The sequence below is a fragment of the Collinsella sp. LCP19S3_A6 genome, from assembly GCF_052122015.1.
In the GTDB taxonomy this organism is placed as follows: domain Bacteria; phylum Actinomycetota; class Coriobacteriia; order Coriobacteriales; family Coriobacteriaceae; genus Collinsella.
Window position 1 is genome coordinate 175,853 of the sequence record NZ_JBQKDD010000001.1, and the last position, 17,708, is coordinate 193,560.

Below are 17,708 nucleotides of genomic sequence, written 5' to 3' on the forward strand. Positions count from 1 at the left end.
CCCAAATAGCCTTCTAATACAGGCCCGCCTCGCGAATGGCCTCGACAGCCAAAGCGATCTGATCGGGCGGCAGGACCAGCGCCATGCGCACGTGCCCCTCGCCCGAAGGGCCAAAGCTCGCGCCCGGCGTCACCACAACGCCGGCCTTCTCCATAAGCTCCTCGCAAAACGCCATGGAATCGGTGCGACCACCGGGAAGCTTGGCCCACACAAACATAGAGCCATGCGCGTTGGGACGCTCCCAGCCCAGGCCCTCAAGACCGTCGCACAGGGCATCGCGGCGCTCCTGGTACTTCAGACGTTGCGCCTCGACCTCATCGCGCGGACCATTGAGGCAGGCGATGGCGGCCTTCTGAATCGGGAAGAACATGCCAAAGTCGATCTGGCTGCGCAGCTTGGCAAAGGCAGAGACCACATCCTCGCGACCGACCAAAAAGCCGATGCGCGCACCGGTGACGTTAAACGACTTGGAAAGCGAGAAGAATTCCACGCCCACCTCGAGCGCGCCGGGATACTGCAAGAAACTGCCGCCGGGCTCGCCGTCAAACACGATGTCGGAGTACGCGTTGTCATGGACGATCAGCAGGTCGTGCTCGCGGGCGAAGGCGATGATCTCCTCGTAGACCTCGGGCGTGCCCACCGAGCCCACCGGGTTGGCGGGCAACGACACGATCATGTACTTGGCACGATCGGCCACCTCGGGATCGATGCCCGCCACATAGGGCAGGTAATTGTGCTCCGCCACCAGCGGATAGTACTCGAGCTTGGCATCGGCGATCTTGGCGCCCGCCTCAAAGACCGGATAGCACGGATCGGGAACCAGAATGGTGTCACCCGGATCGAGCAGGGCCAGGCCCAAATGACCCACGCCCTCCTGCGTGCCGTTGCACGACTGCACCATGGACGGCGTAATGCCCGAAACGCCAAAGCGACGCTCATAGTAATCGCACACGGCCTGCTTAAGCTCGGGCAGGTCGCGCAGGGAATACTTCCACATCTCGGGATTTCGGGCAGCCTGCGTGAGCGCGTCGACCACGTGGTCGTACGGCTTAAAGTCGGGCGTGCCCACGCTCATGTTGTAAATGGTCTTGCCCTGAGCCTTCAGCGCAAGAAGTTTGTTGTTGAGCGAGGCGAAGACCTCCGCGCCAAAGCGGTCGAGACGCTGCGATGCCTGCATGGTGCCACCTTTCGATATAAAAAACGGCGCTCCGACAAGAGCGCCGCGCGATACGGGCCATCAGATTGCAAAAGTGTAACGCTTGCAACCCCCGTATTGGTTCAATTTAGCCAACCTTAGTCAATTGGATTGAGCGCGTCGATCCGCGCAAGCCACAGACGCGAGCTGGCGTCACTCGGCATACGCCAATCGCCGCGCGGGTTGAGCGTCACCGAGCCCACCTTGGGACCATCGGGCAGACAGCTGCGCTTAAACTGCTGGGCAAAGAAGCGACGATAGAACGTACGCAACCACGCGTGGACGGTCTTGGCGTCATAGACACCCTCAAAGCTCTTGAGCGCCATACGGTAGATCTTGCCCGGCTCAAAGCCAAAACGCAGCAGGTAATAGAGGAAGTAATCGTGCAGCTCGTACGGGCCCACCAAATCCTCGGTCTTCTGCGCAATCTCACCGTCGCCCGTGGGCGGCAGAAGCTCGGGGGACACCGGCGTATCGAGGATATCGAGCAAGACCTCGGCAATACGCCCGCCAAAGACATCAGCGGCATAACGTACCAGATGGCGCACAAGCGTCTTGGGCACGCTCGCGTTGACGGCGTACATGCTCATGTGGTCGCCGTTATAGGTAGCCCAGCCGAGCGCCAGCTCTGACAGGTCGCCCGTGCCGATAACAAAACCGCCAGCCTGGTTGGCCAGATCCATCAGAATCTGCGTACGCTCGCGGGCCTGGCTGTTCTCGTAGGTCACGTCTTGGACGGCCGGATCGTGCTCAATGTCCTTGAAGTGCTGCTCCACGGCCGTGTGGATCGAAACCTCGCGGAAGCTCACACCCAGGTCGCGAGCGAGCGACTCGGCATTGGACTTGGTGCGATGTGTCGTGCCAAAGCCGGGCATGGAAACCGCCGTGATACCCGTGCGCGGCAGCCCCAGCGCATCGAAGGCACGCACGGTCACAAGCAGTGCCAGCGTGGAATCCAGGCCGCCCGAAAGACCGATGACTGCAGCCTTGGTACCCGTATGGGCAAGGCGAGTCTTGAGGCCGGCAGTCTGCAGATTAAGGATCGTCTCGCAGCGCCCGGCCAGGTCACCATGGTCGGCCGGCACAAAGGGCGCGCGGGGGAAGACACGGTCGATGTCGAGCGCATCGCGCAGGACAGGTTCTTCGGCCAGCACGCCCTCAAACGAAAACTCAACGGTCGTGGCCTCCGGCGCATCATCCGCGCGCGTCCACGTGGTCGAACGACGACGCTCGGCAACCAGACGGTCGAGGTCAACGTCGGCCACCGCCATATCGCAGGTGAGGAGCTTCGTGGCGGCGAGCTTCGAACCGTTTTCGTAGACGAGGTTCTCGCCTGCAAAGACCATATCGGTCGTGGACTCGCCCTCGCTCGCGTCCGCGTAGGCATAGGCGCAGTACAGGCGCGCGCTTTGGTTAGAGATAAGGCTGCGACGGTAATCTGCCTTACCGATAATCTCGTCCGAGGCCGACGGATTGAGGATCACCGTCGCACCGGCAAGCGCCATCTCGGTCGAAGGGGGCGCCGGCACCCACAGATCCTCGCAGACCTCAATACCGAGTACCAAATCCTCGGCGCCCTCATCACAGCAGCGGTAGACAAGCCCCGAACCCAGCGGAACCGGACCCTGACCGGCAAACTCAACCCACACGGGATCGGCGGGCGCCGGAGCAAACCAACGGCGTTCATAGAACTCGCCATAGTTGGGCAGATACTTCTTGGCCGTGAGGCCCAAAAGCTCGCCCGCGCAGCACACGGCGGCACAGTTGTAGATATTCTCGGCCACCGCAACGGGAAGACCGATGGTAAAGACAATCGGCAGCTCGCGGGTTTCATCGAGAATAAGTGCCAGTGCGGTCTCGCAGGTATGCAGTAATGTGCGGTTATGGAACAGATCAGCCGCGGTATAGCCGCACAAGTTGAGCTCGGGCAGCACCAGAGCACGGACACCGCGCTCGACCGCCTCGCGAACAGCCGCCAGCGCAACCTCGGCATTGCCCTCGACATCGGCCACGCGAATCCGCGGCGAGGCCGCCGCCACACGCAAAAAGCCATCAGACTGAGAAAGGTGAAGATTCATAAGAATGCTCCCGTGCGTAGACGCCATTCACAACAATTAGCAAGCCCTATTGTAGTTCAACCGCCGGGTGTAACCGCATCCCACCAATTTGGTGAGCTATTGATGAGTTGATGGTATCTGTTAAATGTCACGTACGATTCACATCTGGTGGGTACCCTGATGGCTACACGAAACGAAGAAGATTTACACCGGGAGGGCCCCGTATGACAACCAAGTACACCGACGCGCCGCGCACGCGCGTCATGACACCGGCCGCGCTCAACAACGGCGTTCACGAGAACCATTCCATCGGACAGACCATGGCCATCGCGCCCAAAAAGGGCTTGTTCGACGACATTTCCATTCCCCAAATCATCGCCGGCGCCGCAGCTGCCGCCACGAGCGTCGCACTTGCTTCCAAGATCGGCATCGCCGGATCGGTGATCGGCGCCGCCGTGAGCTCGGTCATCACCGTTGTGTCCTCGCAGGTCTACCGCCACTTTATCTCTGCCAGCGCCAACGCCCTCAAAGGCACGCACGCCGCCGTCGACTACCCTGCCGGCGCCTATGAGCCCGTTGACCTTAGTGCCGAGGAGCACCTGGGCGGCGCCGCGACTACGCAGGAGATGTGCCAGGTTGCGGGGCGCGCGACCACGGCGCGCGTCGCCCCCAACAGTCTGCGTGCCAAGGCGGCGGCAGAGCGCAGCCAGACGCAAAAGAAAGTCATCGTCTTCTCGATCGCCATCGCCATCGTCGCGGTCATCGCCTGCGCCGGCGCCATCCTTATCACCACCGCCGGTGAAGGTCTGGGCGAGCGTCCCGAGTCAATCCTTTCGTCGCGCACAACCGAGCACGATGCGGATAGCTCAGATCAATCACAAAGCCAGCAGGACGACTCGCAGGGCAACTCCGTATCCACCGATTCGTCCTCGAACGCCCCCGATCAATCGCAGAACGCCGATTCCTCTGTGAACAACAGTGGCACGCAATCCGGCACGACTGACTCAAGCCAAACGACCGACGGCTCTCAACCGAGCACGAGCGACCAGGCAAACGGCAATACATCGGGCACAAGCTCCACCGACAACAGCAACACCAATAGTTCGAACAGTTCGAACAGTTCGAGCGGATCCGCGTCCGGCACGCCATCTGACAGCTCGAGCCAAGGCACAGCATCGGGCAACTAAGCACGTTTGCCTCTCATAGATAACCGACCTGCATAACGGGCGCGAACCGGCAACGGTCGCGCCCGTTTGCCTTGGGCGCCGAGGTGGCAAACCCCGTGCGATGGTAAGATGCTTTACGTGTGTAAAGAGGAGATTTGCCATGAGCAAGACAATAGTTAAGCCCACACTATCGCTGGGCAACCACATCTATCTGTATCGCCTGCTGCGCGACGCGATTGGGTGCGGCAAGCAAACGTTTATGACGCAGGTCGAGGAGGCGCTCGCCGCTGGTGACATGGCCGCTTATGACCTGGGCTTTGAGTCCACGCGCGAGCTGCTCGAGGAGCTCGACGACTGCATTAAGCTGACCGTCTTTAAAGGCGGCCGCCTGTATGCCACCGTCATCGCCAACGAGGCCTGGGATGCCGCCCTTGCCAAAGGCGAGGACAAGCCCAAGGCTGCCAAGGGAGCCAAGCAGTCCTACAAAAAGAAAAAGCGAGGCGAGAAGGACCTCAAGGCCGTGCGTCCCAAGCACGTTAAGCGTCCCGAGCCCGAAGCCATGGTTGAAGCCGTACCGGAACCCGAGCCCGAGACAGAGATCGAAGTCGCTATTGAGGTAACGGCAGAAGCCGAAACCGAAATCGACACCGCGACCGATCCCGAAGTCATATCCGACCAGGAAGCCACCGCGGAGCTCAACGAGACTCCCAAGTCGACAACCGAAGAAGCCACCAACCAACCCGAGACGCCTGCATTCCAAAACAGCGATGTCTTTGGCGACGAGGCCGAGGACGATCAGCCCGACGAGCCCGCCGATCAAGACGCTACCGAGTCGGCATCGGAGCCCGAGGCGCCGCAGCCTGCCATCTCGCTCACGGTCGTCTATGACCCCGAGAACGCAAACGCCGGCATCACCACCATGGCCTCCACGCCAGCCGAGGCAAAGTCATCTGTCAAGGCAGAGGATGCCCCGCGAGCCGATGCCAAAACCGAGACCGCAGACACGTCCGTCTCCGTGGAACCGACGGATTTCGCAGTTAAGCCGGAAACAGCGCCTGAGCCTGAGCCTGCCATCGAGTCCGCATCCGCATCTGCCTGTGACCAGATTCCCGCACCTGCACCGGCTCCGGTCCCCGTTGCAGTACCTGTCACCACACCCGCAGCACCGACCATCCCCGAGGACTTCCCCGTCGATTTCACAACCGAGGTCTTCTGCCCCGGCCCATTGCTACACCAGCTGTCGACCTATCTCCCCTACGGCGCCGACACGCTCGGCATCGTCGGCGAGTACTACTGGATCGCCCGCGAGCGCGGTACCATCGAGGCCGCGCGAAACCGCGCAAGCTTCCCCCTGCGCTACACGCAGGCCGGCGAGCGCCACGAAGTCACCGTGCGCATCCGCCGCAACACCACCGGCGGTCTCGGAGCCACCTGGACCATCGATAAAGTCGAGCCTTCTACCAAGTAAAAAAGGGACGATAACCCTCAAGGTTATCGTCCCTTTCCCGTTAGGTCACCTGAGCTCGACTAATCGCGCGTCAGCTTGCGGTGAATACGATGCGGCTGGGCTGCGTCCTCGCCCAGGCGCTCGATACGGTTGGCCTGATAGGCCTCGAAGTTGCCCTCAAACCAATACCAGTTGCCCGGATTCTCGTCGGTGCCCTCCCACGCCAGAATGTGCGTGGCGACGCGGTCCAGGAACATACGGTCGTGGCTAATGACCACCGAGCAGCCCGGGAACTCGAGCAGCGCCGCCTCGAGCGAGGACAGCGTCTCGACGTCGAGGTCGTTCGTGGGCTCGTCGAGGAGCAGCAGGTTGCCGCCCTGCTTGAGCGTAAGCGCCAGGTTCAGACGGTTGCGCTCGCCACCGGAAAGTACGCCGGCGCGCTTCTGCTGGTCCTGGCCCTTAAAGCCAAAGCTCGCCACGTACGCGCGGCTGGGGACCTCGGTCTCGCCGACCAGCATGTGGTCCAGGCCGTCCGAGACGACCTCCCACAGGTTCTTATCGGGGTCGATGCCGGAGCGGTTCTGATCGACGTAAGAAATCTTGACGGTCTCGCCCACCTCGAGCTCGCCCGAAGTCAGCGGCTCCAGACCCACAATCGTCTTGAACAGCGTGGTCTTACCGACACCGTTGGGGCCGATGACGCCCACGATGCCGTTGCGCGGCAGAGTGAATGATAGGTCGTCGATGAGCACGCGGCCATCGAACTCCTTGTGCAGGTGATGGGCCTCGAGCACCTTGTTGCCCAGACGCGGGCCCACAGGGATGCGGATGTCGGTCCAGTCGAGCTTCTGGCTTGCGCGGGCCTCGGCCTCCATCTCCTCATAGCGAGCCAGACGGGCCTTGTTCTTGGCCTGACGGGCCTTGGGGCTGGAGCGTACCCACTCGAGCTCGGCCTCCATGCGCTTAGCGAGTTTGGCGTCGCGGTTACCCTGAGCCTCGATACGGGCGGCTTTGGTCTCCAGATACGTGGAGTAGTTGCCCTTGTAGGGATAGAGGTGACCACGGTCGACCTCGCAGATCCACTCGGCAACGTTATCCAGGAAGTAGCGATCGTGTGTGACGGCTAGCACCGCGCCCTGGTAGTTGTGCAGGAAGTGCTCGAGCCACAGGATCGACTCGGCGTCCAGGTGGTTGGTGGGCTCATCGAGCAGCAGCAGGTCGGGAGCTTCGAGCAGCAGCTTGCACAGGGCCACGCGACGGCGCTCGCCGCCGGAAAGCACGTTGACCGGCATGTCGGAATCGGGCAGCTGCAGGGCATCCATAGCCTGGCCGAGTTTGGAATCGATATCCCAGCCATCGGCGGCGTCGATCTCGTCCTGGAGCTTGCCCATCTCGGCCATGAGGGCATCCATGTCGCAGTCCGGGTCGCACATCTCCTCGCCGATCTTATTGAAGCGATCGACCTTGGCGATCATGTCGCCAAATGCCATGCGCACGTTCTCGATGACGGTCTTGTCGTCGTCGAGCGGCGGCTCCTGCTGCAGGATACCCACGGTGTAGCCGGGGGTAAGTCTGGCATCGCCGTTGGAGACTTCCTCGATGCCGGCCATGATCTTGAGCAGGGTCGACTTGCCCATACCGTTAGGGCCCACGACGCCGATCTTGGCACCGGGATAGAAGCTCAGGGTCACATCGTCAAGGATCACCTTGTCGCCATGAGCCTTGCGAGCCTGATACATCTGGTAGATAAACTCTGCCATTTGCCTGTTTTATCCTTTCTACCTGCTGTTTCCCTATTCTTGTTTCGCTTTAGTGGAAACGAGATGAGAAAACCAGCTCTAAAACGTAACGAAAAAGGGGCACGGTTGCCCACACCCCCTAATACTACCTGGGAAAAGTCCCCCGGAACATACTATGAACTGCGTACGCTAGTTTTCCGCAACCTTAACGAGCGGCTCGCTGCGATTTGCGCCACAGCAGATACGAGTAGACGTAGACGACTCCGACCGAACCAAACGCCAGCACCGCAATCACCGCGGCGACAACTTCACTCGAAAGCACGCTACCCGCAACGCCCATCACAATCAGACCAACACCCAGCACCATAAAGCAGGCACCGCCAAAGCGCTGCGTACGGCGCCAGTTCTCGGGATCGGCAAGCGCCCAGGGCGTCTTGATACCGAGCGTATAGTTCTGCTTCACACGCGGCAAGTAGTTGCCTACGCCAATGAACAGCAAACCGATAGTACCGGAAATCAGCGCGTTGACCGAACCGACCGCCGGCACCACGCCCCAGACCGTAAGCTCTCCCAGCCAGCTTATGGCGCACATGAACAGGGTGAAGGCGATTACGAAGCCCTGATAGAACTTGCCCGAGGTTCGATATGCCTCACCTTTGGGATCGATGCGCGGCACCACGCAGAACATTGCGAGAAGCACCAGGGGCAGCACGCCGTGCGCGGAGGCCATCCAGCTGGGACCCCAACCGTCAACGCCGTTCGCGCCCCAGTGCGTGGGAATCTGCGCAGGCAAGCTCGGCATCACCATAAGGTGCGCTACGATATTGGCGACGCACAGAGCGACCAGCGCGATCCACACGCGTGGCGATACCCCCGTGGCGTGAATGCCCTTGTTTTCGTTATTCATCCTTATCACCTTCAGTGTTTGTAAAGCCCATAAACCAACCGATCAAGTCCTGCATGACGGTGGTGTTTAAGCTGTAAACGATGTTTTGGCCATGACGTTCATCGGTCACCAACCCGGCGTTTTTGAGCGTCGCCAAATGATGGCTCAACGACGGCTTGCTGATGTCAAAATGCTCGGCAAGCTCCCCAGCCGTGCGGTCGCCCTCGCGTAGTAGTTCCAAAATACGCCGCCGTGTAGGATCGGCCAGCGCTTTAAAACCCTCTCCCGGCATAGGACCTCCCCTCAGCAACTCTCATGACACGCACACTATACTCGATATTTAGATGTTTGTCTAATTATCTAATACAGCCGCATCTATAGAACATTTGTTCGTATTTAGCTACAATGGAAGTTGAAGCAGATGGGCCAGCTCCCTCTATCCGAGAAGGAGATGGACTATGAGTATTGACGATGTCCTGACGTTGTTATTGCTTGTAATCGCGGCTGTGGAGCTCGGCATCCACATTGGAGGTCGAATGAAATAGCCGCCCCCGCGTAATGCGAAGACGGCCACTTCTCACGCCATAAACGTGTTTCGGAGTTGGCTAACCCGCGGCAACGGGCGCCATCTGCTTCAATCTTATGCGAATCCCAATCCCATTTCAACAAACCCCAAGGGTTCAAATGGAATCGTGATAATACCCTTGATTATCAACTTTATCCGAACACCTCCCACATTCATCCGCACATGTGCGGATGAATGTGGGAACCCGATACCCTGAGGGCCGGATCGGCCGGCCCCGGGAGATCGGAGGACGGCATGTCCGGAAAGAAGAAAAGTGGCTCCGCAAGGGCGGTCCCGAGGGCCTACGGAAGGCTCACGAGGCACGAGCGGGACACGGTCCAGAGGATGCTGGAGCGCAGGGCGTCGTGCAGGGAGATCGCGAGGGAGCTGGGCAGGTCGCCCTCGACGGTGAGCGCCGAGGTGGCGTCGCACAGGTTCGTGACGGCGCCGAAGGCCAGGCGCGGCGAGCGCGTGGACGCCTCCGCCGACCTGTCGGCGGCCTGCCCGCGCCTGGCGGCGTGGCCGCGATGCTGCAACGGCTGCGGCCGGTACCGCGCGATCGGCTGCAAGCGCCGCCCCCACGTCTTCTACGAGGCCCGGGCCGCGCAGCTGTGCGCCGACTCGGTCCTCGTCTCGTCCAGGCGCGGGATAGACGCCGACGAGCCCGCCGCGGCGGCCAGGCTGGAGGCGATAAGGGACTGCCTGCGCCGGGGGCTGTCGCCCGAGCAGATGGCGGCGCGCAACGGCGGCCCGGTGGACCTGTCGCCGTCGACCATCTACCGCTGGGTCTCGGCGGGCTACGACGGCATGACCAACATGGAGCTCAGGCGCAAGGTCGGCTACAGGCCGAGGAAGCGCGCCGCGGGCCGGGCGGCGACCCGCCACTCCGCCCGCAGGTCGCATGCCGCGTTCCTCGCCCTCGGGGAGGACGCGTGCGCCGCGGCCTGGGAGATGGACACCGTCGAGGGGGCCCGGGAGGACTCCGCCTGCCTGCTCACGCTGCTGCACCGCCCCAGCAGGCTCCAGCTCGCGCTGCCGCTGGAGGAGAAGACCGCCGGGTGCGTCGCGGGCGCCCTGGAGGGCGTCCGGGCCATCCTCGGCGCCGACGGGACGCGCCGCGTGTTCCGCGCCGTCCTCACCGACAACGGCGCCGAGTTCTCCGACGAGGCGGCGATCGCGGCGCTGCTCGGCGAGGGGCCGGGCGAGACGAGGCTGTTCTACTGCGACCCCAGGCGCAGCGACCAGAAGGGCGCCTGCGAGCGCAACCACGTCGAGATCAGGAAGCTGCTGCCCAAGGGCGCCGGAATCAGGTTCGACCGGCTCGCCCCGGCCGACCTGGCGCTGGCCATGTCGCACGTGAACTCCGAGCCCCGCGGCGCGCTCGGCTTCGCGACGCCCGCGCGCGCCTTCAGGGCGATGCTCGGGGAGGACGCGGCGGCGCTGCTGGACGCCTACGGCGTGGGGGACGTGCCCATCGGGGAACTCGACCTGACGCCGGGGCTCATCGAGAGGGCGCGCGCAGAGAGGGGCAATGCCCCGCTGGCCTAGCCTAGGAGAAAAAACGGAATAGACGGACCGACCGTCCGGCTGAGTCTGGGAAGAGGTGCCGGGCGGCGGGCGGAGCATGGCCACCGGACCCATCGAAACACATCTCCACCATTCCTTCAACTGGGAAAATGCCGCCCCCGGGTCCCGGATAGGACCTCGGGGGCGTTCGGTTGACTGCGGGAGCGTGCCATCAGCTCAATGTGTTCGGCTGAGATCGGAAATCAACCATCGTGATAATACCTATAATGGCGATAGCTAAAACACGACCTGCTTCCCCATCGGAGGATATTTATGACCGAAACCGTTGCCGCAGCCGCCATCGAGACACGCGACACCAAGCTCGAGATCATCATGGGCCGCGAGGCACTCGATAAGCTCGCCGATGCTACGGTGCTGGTGCTCGGCTGCGGAGGTGTGGGCTCCAATTGCTGCGAGGCACTCGCCCGCGGCGGCATCGGTCATTTCGTCATTCTGGACAAGGACATCATCGCGCCCAGCAATATCAATCGTCAGGCCATCGCCTTTCACAGCACCGTCGGCAAGCGCAAGGTAGACGTGATGGAAGCCATGATTCGCGATATCAATCCCGCCGCCACCGTTATCAAGCGCACCGAATACCTGTTGAGCGACAACATCGACGAGTTCTTTGCGAGCGTTTTTGAGCAGACGGGCGGCAAGCTCGACTACGTCGTCGACGCCATCGACACCATCTCGGCCAAGCTCACCATTGCCAAATATGCTCAGGACCACGACACTTGTTTGATTAGCTCCATGGGCGGGGCCAACAAGCTCCATCCCGAGTGCCTCCGCTTTGCCGACATCTTCGATACGGTACGTGACCCCATGAGCCGCATTATGCGCAAAGAATGTAAGAAGCGCGGAATCAAGAGCCTACATGTATTGTTTAGCTGCGAGGAATCGGTTAAGACACAGCCCCGCGACCCTTCCAACATCCACGAGCGTACCGAGCTGGGAACCGCCAGCTTTATGCCGCCCATCATGGGTCAGATGATTGCCGGCGAGGTTATCCGCCAGATCAGTGGCCGCGGCACCGAGCGCGTGCGCGCCGATGGCCAGCGCCTGGACTAGCGGAGCGCGCCGAGATGGAGCCCCGGTTAATTGATGCACACTGCCATCTTGATTTGATGGCTTACCCGAATGCTGTTGCCGACGAAACTGCGGCTATAGGGTTGGGGGTCTTTGATTGCGGGGTCGACCCACGCGACTTCGCAGCGGCAAAAAAGCGGGCCAGCCGTTACCCAAACATTATCGCGGGCGTTGGCCTCCATCCCTGGTGGCTCGCCGACGGCCGCTGCGGTCCTGCCGAAGTCAATCTGCTTTGCAAAGTTGCTGCCCAAGAGCGCTATATCGGCGAAGTTGGACTCGACTTTTCCGCACGCTTTGCCGGAAGCGAACCGCTTCAAATACAGGCACTTGACCGGCTCTGCGATGCGCTCGTGCAGTGTCCTCTTGCCGGGCGCGTGATATCAATTCACGCCGTTCGTTCGGCAGGAGCCGTACTGGACGTCCTCGAATCGCATGGTCTACTCATCCCAAGCCCCAACTCCCCCGCTATCATCTTCCACTGGTTTAGCGGCACTTCGGACGAACTCGTCCGCGCGCGTAATGTGGGCTGCTATTTTTCCGTGAACGATCGTATGCTCGCCACCAAGCGCGGTCGCGAATACGCACGACAGATTCCGCTCAATCGTCTACTGCTTGAAACCGACGCCCCAGCCGAAGCAAACACAGAAACAAGCGCGCAGTCGCTCATCAAATCGCTCACAAGGACCTCGATGCGCATCGCCTCGCTCAAAAATTGTGACGCAAAGCGCATCGAATCGGCAGTTTTAGCAAATGCGCACTCTATTTTTGGCCTTCGCTAACCCCTGTGGGCAAAAAGACGACAACGATACCATTATGACGGCAGACGTGCCGTCCAAGTCCTACGCAAGCTCCAGCAGCTCCGGCAGCTGGTCGATAATCTTGTCCGCGGCATCTTGGCTAAAGCCGAAGCGTTCCTCGCGCTTGGCAATGACCGTCAGGCCGGCTCGCTTGCCGGCAGTGATACCAGGCACCGAATCCTCAACGCAGCAGCAGCGATTCGCGGGCAGCCCCAGCAGGTCCAGCGCATGCAGGTAGATGTCGGGCTCGGGCTTGCTCTCCTTAAACTGCTCGCCGCTCACCACATACTCAAAGGCATCCGACAGCCCGCACGCATTGAGCACTTCCTCGATGCTATCCATGGGAGACGAGCTGGCAAGCGCCACGCGAACGCCGCGGCGCGGCAGCTCTCGAATCGTATCCACGGCGCCTGGGTTAATCAAAGCCTGATAGTCGCGCGGACGCTTATACGCCCACTCGTCCCAACGGGCCAACGCTTCCTCGCCAGATAAATGCCCCTTACCGGCGCGCTCAAACCAATCGACCAGCATATGCAGGAAGAACTGATGTGAGGTCCCGACCTGCCCATTCAACTCCTCTTGAGTCAGGTTAAGCCCAAGCTCCTTGGCAAACGCGGCAGTCTCGCCCAGGTAGTAATACTCGGTATCGACAATGACGCCGTCCATGTCAAAGATAACGGCGTCGAACGGAAATGCGGACACGGCACCCTCCCTAACAAAAGGGCGCCTGTAAGCAGGCGCCCGAACCATGCATTAATCGGCGATTCTAACCCAGCAGCTTATCCAGCGCCACCGCAATGCCGTCTTCGTTGTTATTGGCAGTCACCATCTGGGCCACGGCCTTAACCTCGTCAACCGCGTTGCCCATGGCAACACCGGTGCCGGCCCACTCAATCATGGACTTGTCGTTCTGGCCGTCGCCAAACGAGACGACCTCGCTGGCATCGATGCCGAGCTTGGGCAGGGCACCCTCGAGCGCGCGGGCCTTGTCGATACCGGGCGCCGTAAACTCAAAATACCAGTCGGCCGTAAACATACCCGAAAGCGTCTGAGTAAAGGGCGCATACATCTCCTCGTGATGCGCTTGCAGATAGGCCGGGTCGCCCGCAGTGAGCAGCTTGTCCACGGGATAAGTGTCCACGACCTCATGCAGGCTCTCCACCTCGCGAATCTTAAGATCGCAGGCATCGCGCTCGTATTTGACGATGTTTTTCTGCGAGCCATCCGGCAGCGTAATCATGCAGCGGTACGAATCCTCGACATGCAGATCGCGACCGAGCGAAATCATAGGGATCACGTCGAAATTGCGCAGATGATCAATCAGACGGTGCAGTTCGTCAGCCGGCATGGCCTGGTCAAAAAGGACCTCATCGGTCTGAGCGTCGACCACATGCGCGCCATTAAAGGCCACCAGCAGACCGTCATGGTTTTGAAGGTCGAGCTCCTGCGCCAAGGCGTGCAGCCCCCATGCGGGACGGCCCGAAGCCAAAATGAGCTTAATGCCCGACTCCTGCGCCGCGAGCAGCTTCTCGCGCGTACGCGGGCTGATGACCTTTTGGTCGTTGGTGAGCGTACCGTCGATATCCATTGCGATGGCTTTGATTGCCATATAAGCCTCCCTGTCATTGAACAACCTTGCCTGAGTCATCATACAGAACACCTACTGCGGCTCTGTCTGCAACGGGTAAAAAGTCATATTGTCCCGAACATGAACGGCGTGTGGTCGTGAAGCTTTATCGCTCAGGTCAAATACGTCTGCTAGCGACGCTCATCCGTCGGTGCGCCCTCGACGATCGCGATGCCCGCCGATGCACCTAACGCGCTGGCGCCGGCCTCGATGAATGCGCAAGCCTCTTCGTAATTATGGATACCGCCCGCCGCCTTGATTGCCACGGCATCGCCGAGCACCTCGTGCATCAGCCGCACGTCCTCGAGCTTAGCACCGCCAAAGCTTCTGCCGGTCGATGTCTTAAGGAATCCCGGCTTGGCCTCCAGCGCGATCTCGCATACACGGCGCTTGGCGGCGTCGTCGCCGTCCAGCTTGCACATCTCAACGATTACCTTGTCAGTGATGCCATGCGCGCGACAAAAATCAGCAACGGCAGTCATCTCGCGCTCGATGGCATCAAAATCGCGGTTCTCGATCGACCCCTGATTCAAAACGTAGTCAATCTCGGTAAAGCCACACGCAGCGTATTCCTCAAACCTCGCAAGCTTCTCCTCAAGCGTCATAGTGCCCTGGGGAAAGTCGATAGCGCCGGCAAGGATGATGTCAGAGCCCTCGAGCATGGCGCGGCCCGTCTCGTACTCCTGCAGGTTCGCAAATACGCAGCGAAAGTTGTACTTTAGCGCCTTCTCGACATACTGCTCAAACGTGTCCTCGGGGGCATCGATATAGTCGATGTATTTATTGATCGGTTTGGCAAGCGTCATGCTGGGCCTCCTTGTTCAGGGTTGACAACCGATTCGTGGTTTCACGCGAAAAACCACGTTCAATCTACGCCCAACATGCAAGGACAGTGTCCGCATTCCGGCAAGTGGTATGAAATTAGCTGTAGACGTATATTTACGGACAGCGAATGGCACCGCACGCGGATGCCGACTGCAAGACATTCCCCTCAATACGCCCTCATGCCCACTCAAATAGCAAAGGGGCCCGCATCCCAACGGATACGGGCCCCTTTCAGTCATAAGCCAACTCGGCCGTAAAGACTACTTACGGTGAGCGCGGTAGAACTCGATGAGCGCCTGGGTCGAAGCGTCCTGCTCGGCCTTGGCGGCGTCGTCGTGGAAGGCCGGGGTAATCTGCTTGGCAAGCTGCTTGCCCAGCTCGACGCCCCACTGGTCGTAGGAATCGATACCCCAGACCGTGCCCTCGACAAACGTGATGTGCTCGTACAGGGCGATGAGCTCGCCGAGTGCGAACGGGGTCAACGTATCGCCGAAGATCGAGGTCGTCGGACGGTTGCCCTCAAAGCAGCGGGCCGGGACGATCTGCTCGGGCGTGCCCTCGGCGCGCACCTCATCGGCCGTCTTACCAAAGGCGAGTGCCTTGGTCTGGGCCAGGAAGTTGCCCAGGAACAGCTCATGCACGTCCTGACCGCTATCGGTCGCGGGGTTGGCGGTATTGGCAAAGGCGATAAAGTCGGCCGGGACCACCACGGTGCCCTGGTGCAGCAGCTGGTAGAAGGCGTGCTGACCGTTGGTGCCGGGCTCGCCCCAGAAAATCTCACCGGTATCGGAGGTCACAGCGCTGCCGTCCCAGCGGACGTGCTTGCCGTTGGACTCCATGGTGAGCTGCTGCAGATAGGCCGGGAAGCGGTGCAGGTACTGGCAGTACGGCAGCACGGCGTGGCTCTTAGAGCCGAAGAAGTTGACGTACCAGACGTTGAGCAGGCCCATCAGCGCGACGGCGTTGTTCTCGAGCGGGGTATTGCAGAAGTACTCGTCGATGGCGTGGAAACCCTCGAGGAACTGCTGGAAGCGCTCGGGACCGAGCACGACGATCAGCGACAGACCCACGGCGGAGTCGACGGAATAGCGGCCGCCGACCCAGTTCCAGAAACCAAAGGCGTTAGCGGGGTCGATGCCGAAGGCCTCGACCTTGTCGAGTGCGGTGGAAACGGCAACGAAGTGCTTGGCCACGGCCTCGGCGTTCTGCTCATCAGAGCCGTCGATGGCACCCTGAGCCTTGAGCTGCTCGAGCATCCAGGTCTTGACCTCGCGAGCGTTGGTGAGGGTTTCGAGCGTGGTGAAGGTCTTGGAGACGATAATCACGAGCGTGGTCTCGGGATCCAGGCCCTTGAGCTTCTCGGCCTGGTCGTTGGGGTCGATGTTGGAGATATAGCGGCAGTCGATACCGGCGTCGGCGTAGGGACGCAGGGCCTCGTAGGCCATGACCGGGCCCAGGTCGGAGCCGCCGATGCCGATGGACACCAGATGCTCGATCTTCTTGCCGGTAACGCCCTTCCACTCACCGGAGCGCACGCGCTCGGCAAAGGCGTACATGCGGTCGAGGACCTCGTGCACGTCGGCGACGACGTCCTGGCCGTCGACGATGAGCTGGCCCTTCTCGGTTGCCGGGCGGCGCAGCGCGGTGTGCAGGACGGCACGGTCCTCGGTGGTGTTGATGTGCTCGCCGGAGAACATGGCGTCGCGGCGCTCCTCGAGCTTCACCTCGCGGGCAAGATCGCACAGCAGCTTGACGGTCTCATCGGTCACCAGGTTCTTGGACAGGTCGAAGTGCAGGTCACCGGCGTCAAAGCTCAGCTTGTTCACGCGCTCTGCATCGGCAGCGAACCAGGCCTTGAGGTCGATACCTTCGGCCTCGAGCTTCTCCTGATGAGCCTCGAGCGCCTTCCAAGCGGCGGTCGACGTAGCGTCGATAGGTGCGGCAACAGTTGCCATAAAGTCCTCCTCAACATACGGGCGCAAACCTCCATGCGCCCGGATAATCAGATGCCCCTATTCTAGCGCAGGTCAAGACCGTAATCAGCGAGCGTTGCCAATCCGCCCCCAAACGGCGACCGACCAAAAAGGGACAGGTTTATTTTGGCAGGTCAAACGCTTTACCTACCAAAAATAGCCCATCTCTTTATGGCAGACACTAGGCCGCGGCGCACACGCTGCCGAGCAACTCACGCAGAGGAGACCCAATGCTCTCAAGCAGTTCGGGAGCGATAATGGCAAAAACGGGAACCTCGCCGGCTCCCACGACAGCAGGCACTTTGCCCTCCGAGACAATACATCCATAAGGGACAAAACCGTCTTCGCCGGCATCGAGCGCCGCCATGCGACGCGCGAGTTCGCGCGCAAAGCCAGCAGTATCGGCATCGCCAATCGCCAGGACAAAGTCCACGCCTTCGTCGGTCGCCAGGGCCACAGCTTCGTCGATCAGCTCGTCTCCCCCGTCGCCCTCAACCGAGCCGCAACGAAAAAGCACGCGCTCGAGCAGAGCTCGGTCAAGCGAGCCGAGCGCCGCCGAGACAAGCTCATCGCGCGTATGTTTGTCGCCACCCAGCACCACCAGCGCCTTGGTGCCGCCGTAGTGAGCGACCAATCGTCCACACCAGCGAGCCACGTCTCCATCCGCAACAAGGCGCGTCGGCATACCAAACCCATAGTTGACCATTATCCCCACAACCCTTCCGTGCTTTATGGTGGTATCGATCGCTAGGCTCATGCTACGAAGCGAGGTTTTC

The 17,708-nt window shown here is 60.9% G+C and carries 15 protein-coding genes; 5 read left to right on the forward strand and 10 right to left on the reverse strand.

What is annotated here, in order from left to right; translation table 11 throughout:
- Positions 1–13: 13 nt before the first annotated feature.
- Positions 14–1,177, reverse strand: coding sequence for a pyridoxal phosphate-dependent aminotransferase (locus tag ACTQVX_RS00775; RefSeq protein ID WP_441559941.1), 1,164 nt, complete (start codon positions 1,175–1,177; stop codon positions 14–16).
- Positions 1,178–1,293: 116 nt separating this feature from the next.
- Positions 1,294–3,273, reverse strand: a complete 1,980-nt coding sequence (locus ACTQVX_RS00780; RefSeq protein ID WP_441559943.1) for an NAD(+) synthase — start codon at positions 3,271–3,273, stop codon at positions 1,294–1,296.
- A gap of 203 nt (positions 3,274–3,476) precedes the next feature.
- Here ACTQVX_RS00780 and ACTQVX_RS00785 point away from each other — a divergent pair, with 203 nt between their 5' ends.
- Both ACTQVX_RS00785 and ACTQVX_RS00790 read left to right on the forward strand, forming a co-directional pair.
- Positions 3,477–4,439 carry a hypothetical protein gene (locus ACTQVX_RS00785; protein ID WP_441559945.1) on the forward strand — a complete coding sequence of 321 codons (963 nt, stop codon included), beginning with the start codon at positions 3,477–3,479 and terminating at the stop codon, positions 4,437–4,439.
- 139 nt (positions 4,440–4,578) lie between these two features.
- Positions 4,579–5,886, forward strand: coding sequence for a hypothetical protein (locus ACTQVX_RS00790; protein WP_441559947.1), 1,308 nt, complete (start codon positions 4,579–4,581; stop codon positions 5,884–5,886).
- A 59-nt stretch (positions 5,887–5,945) separates the two neighbouring features.
- Here the strand turns inward: ACTQVX_RS00790 and ettA are convergent, their stop codons facing one another.
- From ettA to ACTQVX_RS00805, 3 genes are all read right to left on the reverse strand, one after another.
- Positions 5,946–7,625: an energy-dependent translational throttle protein EttA gene (gene ettA, locus ACTQVX_RS00795; RefSeq protein WP_441559949.1), complete on the reverse strand. Its 1,680-nt coding sequence runs from the start codon at positions 7,623–7,625 to the stop codon at positions 5,946–5,948.
- 184 nt (positions 7,626–7,809) lie between these two features.
- Positions 7,810–8,511 (reverse strand): SdpI family protein, encoded by a 702-nt coding sequence (locus ACTQVX_RS00800; RefSeq protein WP_441559950.1) that lies wholly within the window; start codon positions 8,509–8,511, stop codon positions 7,810–7,812.
- Positions 8,504–8,782 (reverse strand): autorepressor SdpR family transcription factor, encoded by a 279-nt coding sequence (locus ACTQVX_RS00805; protein WP_154517353.1) that lies wholly within the window; start codon positions 8,780–8,782, stop codon positions 8,504–8,506. The genes ACTQVX_RS00800 and ACTQVX_RS00805 overlap by 8 nt, the downstream gene beginning before the upstream one ends.
- Positions 8,783–9,310: 528 nt before the next feature.
- Between ACTQVX_RS00805 and ACTQVX_RS00810 the strand changes: the two genes are divergently transcribed.
- From ACTQVX_RS00810 to ACTQVX_RS00820, 3 genes are all read left to right on the forward strand, one after another.
- Entirely contained in the window at positions 9,311–10,603 is a 1,293-nt protein-coding gene (locus ACTQVX_RS00810; RefSeq protein WP_441559951.1) for an IS30 family transposase, read from the forward strand.
- 291 nt (positions 10,604–10,894) lie between these two features.
- On the forward strand, positions 10,895–11,692 hold the full coding sequence (locus tag ACTQVX_RS00815) for a tRNA threonylcarbamoyladenosine dehydratase (RefSeq protein ID WP_441559952.1): 798 nt from the start codon (positions 10,895–10,897) through the stop codon (positions 11,690–11,692).
- Between the two features lie 14 nt (positions 11,693–11,706).
- Positions 11,707–12,489 carry a TatD family hydrolase gene (locus ACTQVX_RS00820; protein ID WP_441559953.1) on the forward strand — a complete coding sequence of 261 codons (783 nt, stop codon included), beginning with the start codon at positions 11,707–11,709 and terminating at the stop codon, positions 12,487–12,489.
- Between the two features lie 60 nt (positions 12,490–12,549).
- On the opposite strand, the gene ACTQVX_RS00825 is transcribed toward ACTQVX_RS00820, so the two are convergent.
- The 5 genes from ACTQVX_RS00825 to ACTQVX_RS00845 all read right to left on the reverse strand — a co-directional run bounded on the left by ACTQVX_RS00825 (position 12,550) and on the right by ACTQVX_RS00845 (position 17,617).
- A complete protein-coding gene (locus tag ACTQVX_RS00825; protein ID WP_441559954.1) occupies positions 12,550–13,209 on the reverse strand; it encodes an HAD family hydrolase in 660 nt (219 codons plus the stop codon).
- A 64-nt stretch (positions 13,210–13,273) separates the two neighbouring features.
- A complete protein-coding gene (locus ACTQVX_RS00830; protein WP_441015803.1) occupies positions 13,274–14,116 on the reverse strand; it encodes a Cof-type HAD-IIB family hydrolase in 843 nt (280 codons plus the stop codon).
- 149 nt (positions 14,117–14,265) lie between these two features.
- The gene (gene deoC / locus ACTQVX_RS00835) at positions 14,266–14,940 is read right to left on the reverse strand and encodes a deoxyribose-phosphate aldolase (RefSeq protein ID WP_441015806.1); all 675 of its coding nucleotides are present in this window, start codon (positions 14,938–14,940) and stop codon (positions 14,266–14,268) included.
- A 279-nt stretch (positions 14,941–15,219) separates the two neighbouring features.
- Positions 15,220–16,914: a glucose-6-phosphate isomerase gene (gene pgi, locus ACTQVX_RS00840; RefSeq protein ID WP_118345572.1), complete on the reverse strand. Its 1,695-nt coding sequence runs from the start codon at positions 16,912–16,914 to the stop codon at positions 15,220–15,222.
- A gap of 199 nt (positions 16,915–17,113) precedes the next feature.
- Entirely contained in the window at positions 17,114–17,617 is a 504-nt protein-coding gene (locus ACTQVX_RS00845; RefSeq protein ID WP_441559955.1) for an iron-containing alcohol dehydrogenase, read from the reverse strand.
- Positions 17,618–17,708: the final 91 nt, after the last annotated feature.